Origin of the sequence: Streptomyces sp. NBC_00259, from assembly GCF_036181745.1 — a bacterium.
Lineage (GTDB): Bacteria > Actinomycetota > Actinomycetes > Streptomycetales > Streptomycetaceae > Streptomyces > Streptomyces pratisoli.
Genome location: NZ_CP108080.1, coordinates 5,070,502 through 5,087,430, shown reverse-complemented (window position 1 = coordinate 5,087,430; position 16,929 = coordinate 5,070,502). Strand labels below are relative to the sequence as shown.

Annotated in this window: 12 protein-coding genes; 2 read left to right on the top strand and 10 right to left on the bottom strand. The window is 67.9% G+C overall.

What is annotated here, in order from left to right; all coding sequences use genetic code 11:
- Positions 1-2 precede the first annotated feature (2 nt).
- The 10 genes from OG766_RS23145 to OG766_RS23100 all read right to left on the bottom strand — a co-directional run bounded on the left by OG766_RS23145 (position 3) and on the right by OG766_RS23100 (position 15,560).
- Positions 3-983, bottom strand: coding sequence for an ABC transporter permease (locus OG766_RS23145; RefSeq protein WP_328726115.1), 981 nt, complete (start codon positions 981-983; stop codon positions 3-5).
- A complete protein-coding gene (locus OG766_RS23140; RefSeq protein WP_266382542.1) occupies positions 976-1,899 on the bottom strand; it encodes an ABC transporter permease in 924 nt (307 codons plus the stop codon). The genes OG766_RS23145 and OG766_RS23140 overlap by 8 nt, the downstream gene beginning before the upstream one ends.
- A gap of 43 nt (positions 1,900-1,942) precedes the next feature.
- Positions 1,943-3,574 carry a peptide ABC transporter substrate-binding protein gene (locus OG766_RS23135; protein ID WP_328726114.1) on the bottom strand — a complete coding sequence of 544 codons (1,632 nt, stop codon included), beginning with the start codon at positions 3,572-3,574 and terminating at the stop codon, positions 1,943-1,945.
- Between the two features lie 216 nt (positions 3,575-3,790).
- On the bottom strand, positions 3,791-4,906 hold the full coding sequence (locus OG766_RS23130; protein WP_266382534.1) for an ABC transporter ATP-binding protein: 1,116 nt from the start codon (positions 4,904-4,906) through the stop codon (positions 3,791-3,793).
- Positions 4,907-4,920: 14 nt separating this feature from the next.
- Positions 4,921-5,982, bottom strand: coding sequence for an ABC transporter ATP-binding protein (locus OG766_RS23125; protein ID WP_266382532.1), 1,062 nt, complete (start codon positions 5,980-5,982; stop codon positions 4,921-4,923).
- 10 nt (positions 5,983-5,992) lie between these two features.
- Positions 5,993-6,970, bottom strand: coding sequence for an ABC transporter permease (locus OG766_RS23120; protein ID WP_266382530.1), 978 nt, complete (start codon positions 6,968-6,970; stop codon positions 5,993-5,995).
- 106 nt (positions 6,971-7,076) lie between these two features.
- Entirely contained in the window at positions 7,077-8,873 is a 1,797-nt protein-coding gene (locus OG766_RS23115; protein WP_266382527.1) for an ABC transporter substrate-binding protein, read from the bottom strand.
- Positions 8,874-8,970: 97 nt separating this feature from the next.
- Positions 8,971-10,008, bottom strand: a complete 1,038-nt coding sequence (locus tag OG766_RS23110; protein ID WP_266382524.1) for an ABC transporter permease — start codon at positions 10,006-10,008, stop codon at positions 8,971-8,973.
- Between the two features lie 885 nt (positions 10,009-10,893).
- Positions 10,894-12,795 (bottom strand): translational GTPase TypA, encoded by a 1,902-nt coding sequence (gene typA / locus OG766_RS23105; protein WP_328726113.1) that lies wholly within the window; start codon positions 12,793-12,795, stop codon positions 10,894-10,896.
- 293 nt (positions 12,796-13,088) lie between these two features.
- Positions 13,089-15,560 (bottom strand): ABC transporter family substrate-binding protein, encoded by a 2,472-nt coding sequence (locus OG766_RS23100; RefSeq protein WP_328726112.1) that lies wholly within the window; start codon positions 15,558-15,560, stop codon positions 13,089-13,091.
- 301 nt (positions 15,561-15,861) lie between these two features.
- Here OG766_RS23100 and OG766_RS23095 point away from each other — a divergent pair, with 301 nt between their 5' ends.
- Both OG766_RS23095 and OG766_RS23090 read left to right on the top strand, forming a co-directional pair.
- Entirely contained in the window at positions 15,862-16,092 is a 231-nt protein-coding gene (locus tag OG766_RS23095) for a hypothetical protein (protein WP_266382518.1), read from the top strand.
- Positions 16,093-16,100: 8 nt separating this feature from the next.
- Positions 16,101-16,919 carry a hypothetical protein gene (locus tag OG766_RS23090; RefSeq protein WP_266382515.1) on the top strand — a complete coding sequence of 273 codons (819 nt, stop codon included), beginning with the start codon at positions 16,101-16,103 and terminating at the stop codon, positions 16,917-16,919.
- Positions 16,920-16,929: the final 10 nt, after the last annotated feature.

Genomic DNA, 16,929 nt, shown 5'->3' with positions numbered 1-16,929 from the left:
CCTCAGCGCAGCTTGGGGTCGAGGGCGTCGCGCACCGCGTCGCCGAGCATGATGAAGGCGAGCACGGTGACGGCGAGCGCCCCGGCCGGCCAGAGCAGCATGTGCGGGGCGTTGCGGATGTAGGGGGACGCGGCGGAGATGTCGATGCCCCAGGACACCGTCGGCGGCCGCAGCCCGACCCCGAGGTAGGAGAGGGTCGCCTCCAGCGAGATGTACGTACCGAGCGCGATGGTGGCCACGACGATCACCGGTGCGACGGCGTTCGGCGTGATGTGCCTCAGCAGCAGCCGCGAGGAGGACGCGCCGAGGGCTCGGGCGGCCTGGACGTAGTCGTTCTGCTTGGCGGTGATCACCGAACCGCGGGCGATGCGGGAGATCTGCGGCCAGCCGAGCAGCACCATGAAGCCGATCACCGGCCAGACGGTGTTGCTCGTGACGACGGACAGCAGCACCAGTCCGCCGAGGACGACGGGGATGGCGAAGAAGACATCGGTGAGCCGCGACAGCAGGGAGTCGGAGGCGCCGCCGAAGAACCCGGCGAGCCCGCCGAGTACGGAGCCGAGGAGCGCCACTCCGAGGGTGGCGCAGACGCCGACGGTCACCGAGGTGCGGGCGCCGTAGACGGTGCGGGTGTAGACGTCGCAGCCCTGGCCGTCGAAGCCGAAGGGATGGCCCGGCTGGGAGCCCTGCTGGGCCTTGGCGAGGTCGCAGTCGAGCGGATTGCCGGAGGCGATCAGGGAGGGCCAGATCGAGATGATCACCAGGAAGAGGATGACCAGCGCCGCGACGATGAAGACGGGGTTGCGTCGAAGATCGTGCCAGGCGTCGGACCAGAGGCTGCGCGGCTTGCCGGCCGGGCCGGTGCCGAGCGGTCCGCCGGGCACCTTCTCCAGGGTCTCGGCCTCGCTGGTGGCGAGGTCCATCGTGCCGCCGGCACCGGTCGGTGCGATGGCCCGCCCGTCGTCGTGACTCGGCTCAGGCATAGCGGATCCTCGGGTCGAGTACGGCGTACAGCAGGTCGACGAGCAGGTTCACCAGCAGGAACACCAGCACCAGCACGGTCACGAAGCCGACGACGGTCTGGGTGTTCTGGCGGAGGATGCCCTGGTAGAGCTGGTAGCCGACGCCATGGATGTTGAAGATCCGCTCGGTGACGATGGCACCGCCCATCAGGGCGCCGATGTCCGCGCCGATGAAGGTGACCACCGGGATCAGGGAGTTGCGCAGCAGATGGCGGGTGATGACACGGCGGCGCGGCAGTCCCTTGGCGATCGCCGTGCGGACGTAGTCGGCGCGCCGGTTCTCGGCGATCGACGTCCTCGTCAGCCGGGTGACGTAGGCGAGGGAGACGGCGGCGAGGACGAGTCCGGGCACGATCAGCTCGTCCAGCGTCGCCTCGGAGGAGACCGACGGCCTGATCCAGCCCCATTCCACGCCGAGGAGCAGCTGGAGCAGCAGGCCGGTGACGAAGGTCGGTACGGCGATCACGACCAGGGTGAGCAGCAGTACGCCGGTGTCGACCGGCCGGCCGCGCCGCAGGCCGGTGAGGACGCCCAGGGTGATGCCGATGACGACCTCGAAGAAGATCGCGACCAGGGTGAGCCGGATGGTGACCGGGAACGCGTCGGCCATCAGCTCGGTGACCGGCTGTCCGTTGAAGGCGGTGCCGAAGTCCCCGGTGAAGAGGTTGCCCATGTAGGTCAGGTATTGCTGCCAGACGGGCTTGTCGAGGCCGAACTCCTTGCGCAGCTGGGCGGCGGTGGCCGGGTCGCATTCGCGCTGGCCGCACAGCCCCGCGATGGGATCGCCCATGACGTTCACCATGAGGAAGATCAGCAGCGTGGCGCCGATGAAGACCGGGATCATCTGGAGCAGACGCCGGATCACATAACGTCCCATGGAGGGCTCCTGGGGGCGTGGGGCCGGTGCTCGGCCGCGGGCGTCAGTTGACCGTGATCTCTTCGTAGACGGGGACGCTGAACTGGTTCAGCGAGACGTTGGCGATCCGGTCCGAGTAGCCGGCGCTGCCGTTCTGGTACCAGAGCGGGATCGCCGCCATCTGGTCCCGTACGACCCCCTCGGCGCGTTTGAAGGTGTCGATCGCCCTGGCCGGGTCGGTCTCCGCGTTGGCCTGGTCGATGAGCCGGTCGAACTCCTCGTTGTTCCACTTGCCGTCGTTGGAGGAGGCGTTGGTGTAGTAGAGCGGCTGGAGGAAGTTCTGGATGAGGGGGTAGTCCATCTGCCAGCCGGCCCGGAAGGGGCCGGTCATCTTGGACGCGGTGATCTGGTTGCGGTAGTCGGCGAAGGTGCCGACGGGGTTGCCGACGCAGGCCTTGTCGTTGCCGAGCGCGTTGTTGATGGAGTTGCAGACCGCGTCGACCCACTCCTTGTGGGAGCCGCTGTCGGCGTTGTACGCGATCCTGACCTGGCCACCCGGGATGCCGCCGCCCTCGGCGACCAGCTTCTTCGCCGCGGCGGGGTCGTACGTACAGGCCTCGCCGCAGAGCCCGTCGTCGTAGCCGCCGTCCGGCCCGAGGACCGGGGAGGTCCAGTCCTTGGCGGGGGTACGGGTCTTCTGGAAGATGGTGTCGGTGATCTGCTGCCGGTTGATCGCCTTGGACAGGCCCTTGCGGACCTTCTCCTGGCCGGGCTTGTTCCAGTCCGGGTCGTAGTAGGGGAAGGCCAGGGTCTGGATGATGCCGGCCGGGGTGTTGATGTACCGGTCGCCGAGATCGGCCGTGACGTTCCTGAGCTGAGCCGCGGGTACGTCGTCGACGAGGTCCAGATTGCCGGCCGTCAGATCGGTGTAGGCGGTGTTGTTGTCGGTGTAGACCGTCAGGTCGACGCCGCCGTTGCGCGCCTTGTCGTCCCCCGGGTAGCCGTCCCAGCGGCGCAGGGACATCTGCGAGCCCCTGGCGTACGAGTCGACCGCGTACGGGCCGTTCCCGACGGGCTTGGCCAGCCAGGCGGCGTGGTCGGAGAAGAAGGTGCTGGGCAGCGGCGAGAACGCGGCGTAGCCGAGGGTCTCGGGCCAGGTGGAGAACTTCTGCGTCAGCTTGACCGTGAAGGTGCGGTCGCCCGTGACCTTGAGGCCGGACATGGTCCGGGCCGTGGGCTGCCCGGACTCCGGGTGGACGTCGTCGTAGCCGTCGATGTAGCCGAAGAAGTAGGCGTTGCGCTGGTTGTTCTTGAGGTGGGCGCCGTAGTTCCAGGCATCGACGAAGGACTTCGCGGTGACCGGCTCGCCGTTGGAGAAGGTCCAGCCGTTCTTGATCGTGACGGTGAAGTTGGTGGAGTCGCCGGTCTCGATCCGCTCGGCGAGCATGTCCTCGGCCTCGCCGGTCCTCGGGTCGTAGCGCTTGAGGCCCCGGAAGATCATGTCGAGGACCTTGCCGCCCTGGACCTCGTTGGTGTTCGCCGGCTCCAGCGGGTTCTGCGGATCGCCCCAGGAGGACGTCACGATCCCGTCGGGGCCACCGGCGGCGCCTCCTCCGCCACCGCAGCCGGTGGCCGCGAGGACGACGGCGACCGCGCACACGCACGCGGACCGGGTGAGGTGAGTGGCTCCGTGCATGGAGTGCCTCCCGGGGTCCAGTTCAGCTTGGCCCCATATCACCACATAAGACGCATTACACATATGAGCAACGCCCGGGAGGCCCCGGACGAGGCCCGGGGGAACACCGGCGGAGGCGTCAGGCCAGGGACGGCAGACAGCAGACGCCCCGGCGTCGCGGCCACCATGAGGTGGCCGCGACGCCGGGGCGTCTGCGTACGAAAGCGCCGGACGATCTCAGTCGTCGGCGTGCGCGTCCTCCAGCGCCGCGAGCGCCGGGTCGAGCACGACGTCCTCGGCACGCGCCTCGGTCGTCGGGTCCTCCGGGAAGTGGCAGGCCGTCAGGTGGCCGGCACGGTTCCCCGAGATCTGCACCAGCGGCGGCTCCTCCGTGGCGCACTTGTCCTGTGCCTTCCAGCAGCGGGTGCGGAAGCGGCAGCCGGACGGCGGGTTCACCGGAGAGGGCACGTCCCCGGAGAGACGGATCCGCTCCTTCTTGTGGGAGTCCACGTCCGCCTCGGGCACCGCCGAGAGCAGGGCGTGCGTGTACGGGTGGCGGGGCCGGTTGTACAGCGAGTCGCGGTCCGCGACCTCCACCACCTTGCCCAGGTACATGACGGCCACGCGCTGCGAGAAGTGCCGGACGACCGCGAGGTCGTGGGCGATGAAGAGGAAGGCGATGCCCAGCTCTTCCTGGACCTTCTGCAACAGGTTGACGACCTGCGCCTGGATCGACACGTCCAGCGCGGAGACCGGCTCGTCCGCGATGATCAGCTTCGGCTCCAGGGCCAGGGCCCGGGCCACACCGATGCGCTGCCGCTGTCCGCCGGAGAACTCGTGCGGGAAGCGGTTGTAGTGCTCCGGGTTGAGACCCACGGTCTCCAGCAGCTCCCGGACCCGCTTCTCGCGGCCCCCGGGCGGGTTGATGCCGTTGACCTCCATCGGGCTCTTGATGATCGTGCCGACCGTCTGCCGCGGGTTCAGCGACGAGTACGGGTCCTGGAAGATCATCTGGATCTCGGACCTGACCGGCGCCAGCTGCTTGCGGCTGGCCCGGGTGATGTCCTGCCCGGCGTAGGTGATCCTGCCGCCGCTGGGCTCCATCAGCCGGGTGATCAGCCGACCGGTGGTCGACTTGCCACAACCGGACTCGCCCACGAGACCGAGGGCCTCACCGGCGTGCACGGTCAGGTCGACCCCGTCCACCGCCTTGACGGCACCGACCTGGCGCTTGAACGGAAAGCCGCCGTAGATCGGAAAGTGTTTCGTCAGGCCCTCGACGGTGAGCAAAGGCTCTCCGCCGACCCTGTCGGTTGAACCCTGCTGTTCAGGCAGAGTGACGTTCTCGCTCATGTCTCTGCGTCTCCCTAGCCCAGCCGGGGCTTGATCTGATCGATGAAGATGGTCTGCTTCTGATCCCCCGTGAGGTGGCACGCGGCAGCGCGCCCGGTGCCCAGGCTCGGGCGCTCACCGGAGCACCGCGAGCCGCTGACTTCGTCGACGAAGGCACAGCGTGGATGGAACGGGCAGCCCGAGGGCGGGTTCAGCAGGCTGGGCGGGGATCCGGGGATCGGCACCAGTGCCTCGCTCGTGTCGCCGCCAAGACGCGGCATGGAGCTCAACAGACCCCAGGTGTAGGGGTGCTGCGGCGCCTGGAGCACCTCTCGGACGCTACCGCGCTCGACCGCCCGCCCCGCGTACATCACCAGCAGATCGTCCGCCATGTTGGCGATGACGCCCAGGTCGTGGGTGATGAAGACGATCGCCGACCCGAACTCCTGCTGGAGGTCCTTGAGCAGGTCGAGAATCTGGGCCTGCACGGTCACGTCGAGCGCGGTGGTCGGCTCGTCCGCGATCAGCAGGTCGGGGTCGCACATCAGCGCCATGGCGATCATGGCACGCTGGCGCATACCGCCGGAGAACTGGTGCGGGTAGTCGTCGAAGCGCAGGGCGGGCTGCGGGATGCCCACCTTGTCGAGCATATGGATGGCCCGGGCCTTCGCCTCCTTCTTCGAGGCGCCACGGTGCTTCATGAACGGCTCGGACAGCTGCCTGCCCACCGTGTAGTACGGCGAGAGCGCGGTCAGCGGGTCCTGGAAGATCATCGCGGCCTTGTTGCCACGGATCTTCTCCAGCTCCCGTTCCGACGCACCGGTCAGCTCCTGGCCGTCCAGGATGATCTCGCCGTCGATCTCGGTGTGCTTGCGGCTGTGCAGGCCGAGCACGGTCAGGTTGGTGACGGACTTGCCGGATCCCGACTCGCCCACGATGCCCAGCGTCTTGCCACGCTCGACGTCGAAGGAAAGGCCGTCGACCGCCTTGACGATGCCGTCCTCGGTGGAGAACCGCACCCGCAGGTCGCGGACCGAGAGGAAGGCCTCCGGCCCGGTCGGGGCCGGCGTGTCTTCGGTCTTGGTCTGTGTGGTCACGGTCGTTCTCCTAGGCGAGGCGCACGCGCGGGTCGATGTAGGCGTAGGCGAGGTCCACGAGGATGTTCAGGAGCAGGATGAAGAAGGCTCCGAACAGCATCACGCCCATCGTCTGCGGCAGGTCCTTGCTCAGCGACGAATCCACCGCGAGACGGCCGATGCCCGCCAGGTCGAAGGTGAACTCGGTGACCACCGCGCCTGCGAGCAGGCCACTGAGGTCCATACCGAGGATCGTCACGATCGGGGTGAGCGAGCCGCGCCAGGCGTAGCGGAAGAAGACGTACCGCTGGCGCATGCCCTTGGCGCGCGCGGTGCGGACATGCTCCTCCTGGAGCTGCTCGATCATGGTGGAGCGCGCCATACGCGTGTACTGGGCGGTGAAGATCGTCGCCATGACGGCCCAGGGGATCACCAGACCCATGAACCAGCCGGCCGGATCGTCCGTGAACGGAACGTACTTGGGGCTCTCCAGCCAGCCTGTGCTGTAGACGAAGATGCCAAGAACGATCGGCCCCAGGAAGTAGATCTGGAACGAGCTGAGAACCATGGAGGCGCCACTGACGGCCTTGTCGAGCGGGGTGCCGCGCTTCCAGGCGGCGAGCAGACCCGAGCCGAGACCCAGCACCAGGAAGATGACCAGACCACCGACGGTCAGCGAGAGCGTCAGCGGGAAGCGGTCGATGATGGAGTCCCACACGAAGTCGCCGGTGTGGAAGGAGACCCCGAGGCAGGGAGCGTCGCAGTGTCCGACGGGGAAGTCCCGGCCGGTCACGATTCCGGCCATGAAGTCCCAGAACTGCGCGAAGATCGGCTTGTCGAGGCCGAGGTTCTCCCGGATCACCGCGAGGTTCTCCGGGCTGCAGTTCTTGCCGCAGGAGAGCGCGGCGAAGTCCTGGGGGATTGTGTAGAACAGGAAGAACGTGAACGCGCCGATCAGGAACATGATGACGACGGCGCCGGTCAGCCTGCGAATGAGGAACTGAAGCATGGCGGGAAGCTGCTCTCTTCGGAAGCGGCGGGAAGTGAGGGGTTGAGTGCCCGTGGGGGTGCGCTCCGCCTGGCGCGCACCCCCACGGGTCAGCCGTGAGCCGGTGTTACGGCTGCTTCAGGAACAGGTCGTTGATGTCGATGTAGCTCGACTCGGTGCTGTACTTCGCGCCACCGATGTTCGAACCGAACAGCTGCACGACCTTGGAGTAGTAGACCGGGACGGCCGGGTTGATCTCCTCCACGATCCGGTGGTGAGCCTCTTCCCACTTCTTGGACGCGGCCTCGGGCTCCAGCGTCAGCGCCTCCTGGATGAGGGAGTTGACCTTGGCGTCGTTGATGTGGGAGTAGTTCGAGGCACCGTCGGAGATCAGCTTGCCGTCGTAGACCGGGGTCACGACCGTGGACTGGGACGGCCAGTCCTGGCCCCAACCGGTCATGTACAGGTCGAACGGGTTCTTGATCTTGCCGATGGTCTCGTAGAACGCGGCCCGTTCGATCTCCTTGGCCTGGACGTCGAAGCCGATCTTGGCGAGCGCGTCCTTGATGATGACCTGCTGCTTCTGCCCACGCGGGGTGTTGGAGTAGGCGTAGGTGAGCTTCGTGCCCTCCTTGACACCCGCCTCCTTCAGCAGCTGCTTGGCCTTCTCGATGTCACCGTTGGGCTTCTTCAGCTTGCCGAACGGGTCGTAGCTCTTGTCGAAGCCCGGCAGGGTCGGGGCGAACAGACCACCGGCGACCTCACCGCCGTACTTGCCACCGTCGGCCTGGACCATGGCCGCGCTCGGCATGGCGTACGCGATCGCGTCACGGACCTTCTTGTCCTTGACGCGGTCCAGGTTGAAGGTCAGCTGCCAGACGTAGGGCTGGTAGCCCTTGATCGTCCGCGCGTTCACCTTCGCGTTGGTGATGACGGCCTGCATCTGGTCCGTGTCGACCTGGTCCGAGAACTGGATGGCGTTCTTGGCCTCGCCCTGGTCGGCGATCAGACGCTTGGTCTGGTTGACCGGGTCGATGGTCGTGGTGAAGTTGTAGCCGTCGACGTACTGGTGGCGAACCGCGTCCGTCTTCGGGTCCCAGTTGGTGTTCTTCACCAGGGTCAGGGACTTGCCGGCCTTGTAGTCGGAGATCTTGTACGGGCCGAGGGCCTTGGGGGCCTTGTCGTACTTCTCCTTGGTGTCCGCCTTCTCCGGAACGATGGCGTAACCGGCCATGGAGAGGGCCTGCGGCAGGTCCGGGCGCGGCTGGCTGAAGTTGAAGACGACCGTCTTGGCGTCCGGGGTCGCGAGAACGCTGTCCGGCAGGTGCTTGGTGCCGTACCCGCCGTCCGGCAGCGCCTTGCGGTAGTCGTTGCCCGAGAGCCACGACTGGACGAACGACGGACCGTCGAAGATGTGCTTCGCGTACATGCGCTCGATGGTGTGGCGCACGTCGGCGGACGTGATGGCGTTGCCATCCTCGTCCTTGATGCCGTCCTTCAGCGTGAAGGTCCAGGTCTTGCCGCCGTTGGACGACTTGCCGGAGTCGGTGGCGATGTCACCGACGACGGTCAGGTTGCCCTTCTCGTCCTCCTGGTAGTTCGTCAGACCACGGTGGATCAGGTTGGCGAACTGGCCGGCGTCGCTGACGTAGATCTGACCCGGGTCCATGTGGGTCATGTCCGACTGCGCGTAGACGTTGATGGTGCCGCCGGGCTTGGCGCCCGGGATCTCGGCCGCCGGACCGTTGGACGCGGCAGCGTCACCGTAGACAACCGGCTTGGACTGAGTCGCTGCGTCCGCCTGGGACTTCGACTGGTCCTTGGAGTTCTTGCCGCTGTCGTTGGAGCAGCCGGTAAGCGCCAGTGAGCCGGCCGCCGTGGCGACGACTATGGCGCGTGCGGCGCGCGCTCGGGTGGGCTTCATGATGCTCGTGCACCTACCTGTCGGTTGTTATCCAGAAGAGCTGCCTGGCCGTCCGGTTGCCCGGCGCGAGGGCGGCAGCTGCCCTCGCACATGGACGTCACCGTCCGGTCTTGGGGTCGAACGCGTCGCGGACCGAGTCACCCAGGAGGTTGAAGGCGAGGACGAAGACGACCATCGCGACACCTGGGAAGACCATGAAGGCCGGGTCCTGCTCGTAGAGCTTGGCGCCGATGGCGAACATGCGGCCCCAGTCGGGGGTGGGCTCGACGAAACCGACACCCACGTAGGAGAGGAACGCGATGTTGAGGATGGCGCTGGGCAGCATGTAGGTGCCCTGCACCAGGATCGGCGTGACGATGTTCGGCAGGACCTCCTTGCGCACGATCCTGCCCCGGGAGGCGCCCGAGACCTTGGCCGCCTCGACGAACTCACGCTCGCGCAGGGACAGTACCGAACTGCGCACCAGACGGGCCATGCCCATCCAGCCGAGGAACCACGACACCAGGATGATCGCAACCGCACGCAGGTACGTCGGCGTCTCATCCGTCGGGGAGACGAACAGCGCGGTCACGATGGGCATGAACGCGATGAAGAACAGCTGGTTGGGGAAGGACAGGAAGAAGTCCGTGATCCTGCCCAGCCAGTAGTCGACCCGCCCGCCGAAGTAGCCACCGATCATGCCGATGATCACGCCGGTCAGCACGCAGAGGAACGTCAGGACCAGCGCCATGAAGAGCGAGGTGCGCATGCCGTAGAGCAGCATCGTGAACACGTCGCGGCCCAGGTTGGGCTCGACGCCGAACCAGAAGTCGCTCGAGACACCGCCGAAGGGACCGTTGGGCATCGCGAAGTCGTCGAGGAGGAACGGGTAGTCCGGCTCCTGCGCGTACAGCGTGTAGGGATTCTTGCCGTACACGGCCGAGATCACCGGGGCGAGCGCGGCGACGGCGAAGAAGAAGAGCACCACACAGGCGGAGATCACGCCCGTACGGTCGCGCTTGAAGCGCGCCCACATCAGCTGGCCGGGCGATCGGCCGGTGAGGGATTTGCCGTCCGCGCCGACGTTCTTCGCCGCGGTGTCTTTGTCCAAGGCGACAGAGGCCTTCTCGTCCTCGATCTCAATTGGACTGGTCATGATGGTGTCCATTCACGGGTGTCGGGTGACCCGCGATCCTGCATCCTGCGACGGTCCGGACGGTTCACGTCCGTTCCACCACGGCTGCCTGACGATCCTCCGGTGCCTGCCGTCGCCCTGGACGGGTACGGCGGCGCAACCGCACGCCTGACGGGATCACCCCGTAGGCGCTACGACCGGAAAGACGTCATTCGGGAGGATTCCTCCCGAGGAACGCGAGCCGAGCGGTTGACCGGGTCTCAGAAGTGCCGGCCGCTGCCGGCGACCGGACCGGATGATGTGCGCTGAAAAATGGCCGCACGAGCCATCTGTGACGACCCGACCCCACTGGCGCTCGTGGCACCGCGCATGGGTTCCTCCTCATGAGTCCACGTATTCACTGCAAGGCTGAACACATGACGACGCCGACACCCCTGACGGCGAAGATCCGTGTCCCGTGTGCTCGTGAGTCGGCGCTCCCCACAGCGCGTGACCCGTTGACCCGAGCTCAGTGAAGCCAACTATTAGGTAAGTTCGGGCTGTAAACCACACTTAAAGCATCTCGTTTTGGCAACATCACTCCACCCCAGAGGCCCAAAATTCGGACAAAGGGATCGCAGACAGACACCCCCGAAACGGACTGTTAATACAGGTTTCCGGTGCGCTACGTCCGATAGTCGAACCTTCGGGGTACGAAATCCTGTTGACGGACAAGCCGTCACGAGGGACGTGTGGCAGCCGTCACGAGGAGCGTGTGGGCCCCGTCACGGCAGCCCTCGAGGCTGCCGAACGACGCGAACGGCATACGCGAACGGCCCGGACGGTCCCCGCGGAGGGGGACTGTCCGGGCCGTTCGCGTATGCCGGGCGGCTCAGCCGTAGTAGGCGCTTTTCAGCCGCACTCGGCTCAGCCGTGCTTGGCGCGGGACGCGGCGCGGGCGCGCTCGCGGGCGTCCAGGTTCACCTTGCGGATACGAACCGCCTCGGGCGTGACCTCGACGCACTCGTCGTCGCGGCAGAACTCCAGCGACTGCTCCAGCGAGAGCCTCCGCGGCGGCACCACGTTCTCGGTGTTGTCCGCGGAAGCCGCACGCATGTTGGTGAGCTTCTTCTCCTTGGTGATGTTCACGTCCATGTCGTCGGAGCGCGAGTTCTCGCCGACGATCATGCCCTCGTACACCTCGGTGCCGGGCTCGGTGAACAGGACGCCGCGCTCCTGCAGGTTGATCATCGCGAACGGCGTGACCGCACCCGAGCGGTCGGCGACCAGGGAGCCGTTGTTGCGCGTCACCAGCGGGCCGAACCACGGCTCGTGGCCCTCGTGGATCGAGTGGGCGATACCGGTACCGCGGGTGTTCGTCAGGAACTCCGTACGGAACCCGATGAGGCCACGGGACGGAACGACGAACTCCATGCGGACCCAGCCGGAGCCGTGGTTCGACATGTTGTCCATGCGGCCCTTGCGGACGCCCATGAGCTGCGTGACCGCGCCCATGTGCTCCTCGGGCACGTCGATCGTCATGCGCTCGACCGGCTCGTGCACCTTGCCGTCGACGATCTGGGTGACCACCTGCGGCTTGCCGATGGTCAGCTCGAAGCCCTCACGGCGCATCTGCTCGACCAGGATCGCCAGCGCCAGCTCACCGCGGCCCTGCACCTCCCAGGCGTCCGGGCGCTCGGTGTCCAGGACGCGCAGCGAGACGTTACCGATCAGCTCGCGGTCGAGGCGGTCCTTGACCTGGCGGGCGGTGACCTTGCGGTCCTTGACCGCGGACTTGGCGTCCGCGCCCTTTCCGGTGCCGCCGCGGCCGACCAGCGGGGAGGTGTTCGTACCGATGGTCATGGAGATCGCCGGCTCGTCGACCGAGATCAGCGGGAGGGCGACCGGGTTCTCCGGGTCGGCCAGCGTCTCGCCGATCATGATGTCGGGGATACCGGCGACCGCGCAGATGTCACCGGGGCCGGCCACCTCGGCCGGCTTGCGGGTGAGCGCCTCGGTCATCATCAGCTCGGTGATGCGGACGTTCGAGATCGAACCGTCGCGCTTGATCCAGGCGACGGTCTGGCCCTTGCGCAGCTCGCCCTGCTCGACGCGGAGCAGCGCGATACGGCCGAGGAAGTTGTCGGCGTCCAGGTTGGTGACGTGGGCCTGCAGCGGGGCGCTCTCGTCGTACTCCGGGGCGGGGACGGTCTCCAGGAGGGTGGAGAAGAAGGGCTCCAGGCTGTCGCTGTCGGCCGGGACGGTGCCGTCCTGCGGCTTGGTCAGCGAGGCGACGCCGTCACGGGCACAGGCGTAGACGATGGGGAACTCGATCTGGTCCTCGTCGGCGTCCAGGTCGAGGAAGAGGTCGTACGTCTCGTTGACGACCTCGTCGATGCGGGAGTCCGGGCGGTCCGTCTTGTTGATGCAGAGGATGACCGGCATCCGGGCCTGGAGGGCCTTGCGGAGCACGAAGCGGGTCTGCGGGAGCGGGCCCTCGGAGGCGTCGACGAGCAGGACGACCGCGTCGACCATGGACAGACCGCGCTCGACCTCGCCGCCGAAGTCGGCGTGGCCGGGGGTGTCGATGATGTTGATCGTGATCGGGTCCCCGCCGTCCTTCGGGTGGTACTTCACCGCGGTGTTCTTGGCGAGGATCGTGATGCCCTTCTCACGCTCCAGGTCGTTCGAGTCCATCATGCGGTCGTCGAGCTGCTGGTGGGCGGCGAAGGCTCCGGCCTGCTTCAGCATGGCGTCGACCAGGGTGGTCTTGCCGTGGTCGACGTGGGCGACGATGGCGACGTTACGGATGTCGTGGCGCGTGGGCATGGGTTGCTTGCGCTTCTCTCGGATCGTGGGTGCGGCGTCTGTTTCCTCGTACGCCCGCCGGGCGGACGCGCCACGGCTGTGTCCTATGGTACGGGGCTGTCGCGACAGCGGCTTCCCGGCCCGATCGGAGGCCTGGAACGACCTTGCCCGCCGTGGGCGACGGCGGGCAAGTGACTTGAGCTGATTCTGAGGTCCGAGGGCCTCAGGAGCTGGTGGTTTCCGGGGGCGGCTTCCTTCCGTGGCCGGTTCGGTCCCGCGGCCGGTCCCCTCCGGGGCCGGCATCCCTTCCGGGATCAGTCCCTTTCGTTCGTCCCTGCGCCATGTGCCGGCGCCTTCGCCTTCACGAAACCGATGTCCTGGTAGCGCGGCGTCGAGAACCCGAAGGCGCCCGCGTTGACGAGTTCACGCTTGGCCGCCACCAGCTCGGGCCGCTGGTAGAGCGGGATGGACGCGGCGGCGGCCCAGATCCGGGCGTCGGCCTGCTTCATCAGCTCGCGGGCCGCTCCTTCGTCCAGCTCGGAGAGTGCCTGGTCGAAGAGCTGGTCGATGCGGTCCGTACCGACCCGGGTGTAGTTCTGCTCGACCAGCAGCGAGCCGTCGGTGGCCGGCTCGGGCTTGGCGTAGATCGGCCGCGCGTCGGTCGCCGGGTAGGCCGAGGCCGGCCAGGAGTAGAGGGCGAGGTCGTAGTGGCCGGAGGCGATGTGGTCCTTGAAGAAGCTGTCCTCGGCGACCTTGGTGATCTCCGTACGGATGCCGATCTTGTCCAGCATCCGGCGGATCCGGTCCCCGACGGTGCGCAGCGGCTCGGAACCCGGGCCCGAGGGGAGGACGAAGCGCAGGGTGAGCGCCTTGCCGTCCTTGCCCAGCGGGCCGGCGACCGGGGCCTTGCTGCCGGCGGGAGCCTTGGGGGCCAGCGGAGCCCTGGTGCCCACCGGCGCGTAGGCCCCGGCGACACCGCCCTCCCTCTTCTGTGCCTTCGGCATCGCCTTGTCCCCTTCGCCGCCGGCCAGGCCGTCGCGGCCGGGCTTGTCGTCTCCGGCGATGGAGCGGCCCTCACCTGCGGCGCCGTGCGCCGGCGCGCCCGCTCGTGGCCCGTTCCCGACGGCCGGGCCGCCCGGGGCGGGGCTCTTCACGGCTGGTCCGGCGGCTGCCGGGCTGCTCGCGGCCGGGCTGCCCGGCGCGGGGCTCTTCACGGCCGGGCTGCTCGGGACCGCGCCGCTGGGCGCGGAACTCTTCGCGGCCGGTCCGGCGGCTGCCGGGCTGCTCGCGGCCGGGCCACCGGCCGACGGGCTCTGTACCCCGGGGCTGCCGGCCGCCGCACTCTTCTCGGGCCCCGCCTTCGTCCCGGGCTGCTTCGCGGTGGCGCCCTCCCGGGTCCAGCCCGCGTCGGCGAGCAGCGCCTGGGCCTCCTGGGTGTCCTGATCGCCGAGCGCACCGCTGCTGTCGACGTACGCCGGCTGCCCCGCGAGGGCGAGATGACTGCCGACCGGCTCGGCGGGCAGACCGAGCGGCTTCAGCACGGCCTCCGCGAGCTCCTCGCGGTCCAGCGCCCTGGCCACGGCACGCCGTACCCGCTCGTCCGCCAGCGGCCCGGACTCACCGTTGAGCGCGAGCTGGGTGTAGGCGGGCTCCAGGGACTTGCGGACCACGAACCCGCGCAGTGCCGTCTGCTCACTGGCGAACCGCGCGAAGCCGGCGTCGTTCCGCTCACCGGCGAGCAGCTCGTCCTCGTCCTGCGCCTGCGCCTGCTCCTCACCCTGCTCTTCGGCCTGCTCCTGCTCCTGCTCCTCGCCGGAGTCCTCCAGCGCGGTGCCCGGACCGCTGTCCCCGTTCTGGTTTCCCGTCTCCCGCGAGGCCACGGCGATACGGTCCGCGACGCTGCGGTCGATCTCGGCCAGATCGACCGCGCCCGTGGCCAGCGCGGCGGCACGCCGGTCGCGCGGCACGGCCCGGAGCACGAGCGAGTCGAGCTTGGCCGGCTCTCCCCACCAGCGCGGATTGCGGACCAGGGTGGCGGTGTCCTCCTCGCGGTCGACGCTCTGGAGGGTGAAGGGCCCGGCGGTCTGTGCCAGCTCCGAGCGGGCGCCGTCGTTGAAGGCGGCCGGGCTGCCCATCGTCTCCTTCGGGTAGAGCGGGGTGAACAGCGATCGCCAGTCGGCGTACGGCTTGGCGAAGGTGACCCTGACCTCCAGGTCGCTCTTTCCGCGTTCGATCTTCTCGATCCGGTCGTAGCCGGCGTTGCGCGCGGTCCAGTACGCCGAGTCCTTGCCGCTCAGCGCCCGCCACTGGGCGAGGAAGTCGGCCGCGCCGATCTCCCGGCCGTCGGTCCAGACCGCCTCCTGGTTGAGCTTGTAGAGGACGACCTGCCTGGGCTCGCGGTCGACGATCTCGGCCGATTCCAGATAGTCGGGGTTGTGCTGGGGGCGCCCACGCTCGTCGAGGCGGAAGAGGGAGGGGAGCACGGCTCCGGCGATGCGCGAGGTGGCGACGTCGGCGTCGGCCTGGAAGGTGTTGAGCGTCGCGGGTACGGCGTCGACGGCCCAGCGCAGCGTGCCCCCCTGCTCGATCTTGTTGCGCGCGGCGTGGCCGATGTCCATGGGAACCACCACGGCCTCGGTGCCGGTCTCCTCCGAGGTGCAGCCGGCCAGCACGGGCAGGACGAGCACACCGCTGGTCAGGAGTGCGACGGACGTCCGGAGGCGGGTCGTGCGGAAGCAAGGTGTACGGGAGCATGTCCTCCCGCTTGGGGCGTCGACATTGGACATGACTTGTACCCCTTCGTCCTTCAGTTAGCCATTTGATGATCTTTAGAGATGATCACACCTATTGCGCCACACTGAAAAGGACGGAGGGCGGGGTGTGACGCCGACACGACGCAGCGGCCCGTAAACCCCACCCATACGGCCCATTGAGGAGCCCCTAACGGGTGGCGCGTACCGCGAATCGGTGCACACGCCTTCACAAGCAGGGATGTGACGCGCGACACTCGCAGGCGCACACAGAGCCCTCTGGGGGACAGCCCCAGACACCCGCATGCCACCGCGACCGCGGAAGTGAGGGCAGTTCATGTCCCTGCAGGACGAGTTGACGGACGTCAAGCGCCGTCTCGACGACCTGGCCCGAACGGTCGAACGGCTGGAGCGGAGCCTCACGCACAAGCGTGAGGACGCATCCCGGACCCAGCCGGCCGGCCGCCCCGAAGACCTGGTCACCATTCCCGACACCCCGTACGACAGCTCGCTGTGGACGGACTCGGACGACGAAGGCCTGGGTGCGCGCGACCGGCACGCGCCCTAGGAGCTTCGTTGGCCACTGGCACCGAACCTCATACCGACACAGGCGTACGCGGCGCCTCGCGCGCCGCCATCGCCCCCCGCCATCTCAGGACGGACCGCTGGTGGCTCGCGCCGGCCGCGACCGCCGGCGGACTGCTCGCCTTCATCGTCTATTCGACCTGGCGGGCCTTCGCGAACAGCGACTACTACGCGGCACCGTATGTGTCGCCGTTCTACTCGCCCTGCCTCGCGGAGAACTGCGCCCCGATGAAGGGCGGCCCCAACTGGGAGATCTTCGGCAGCTGGTGGGGCCTCTCCCCCGCCTTGCTGATCCTGATCTTCCCGCTGGGCTTCCGGCTGACCTGCTACTACTACCGCAAGGCCTACTACCGGGGCTTCTGGGCCTCGCCCCCGGCCTGCGCGGTCGCCGAGCCGCACGCGAAGTACACGGGCGAGACCCGCTTCCCGCTGATCCTGCAGAACATGCACCGCTACTTCTTCTACGCGGCGCTGCCGGTCGCGGGCATCCTCACCTACGACACGGTGCTCGCCTTCCGCGACGAGACCTACGCCTGGGGCCACATGGGCCTCGGCACGCTGGTCTTCCTCGTCAACATCGGGCTGATCTGGGCGTACACCCTGTCCTGCCACTCCTGCCGGCACATCATCGGCGGCCGGCTGCGGCACTTCTCCAAGCACCCCGTGCGCTACCGGCTCTGGGGCCTCGTCGGCAAGCTGAATGACCGTCACATGCTGCTCGCCTGGTCGTCGCTGATCAGCGTCGCGCTCGCGGACTTCTACGTCTATCTGCTCGCCACCGGCGCCTTCGAGGATCCGCGCTTCTTCTAGAGAGGAAAGG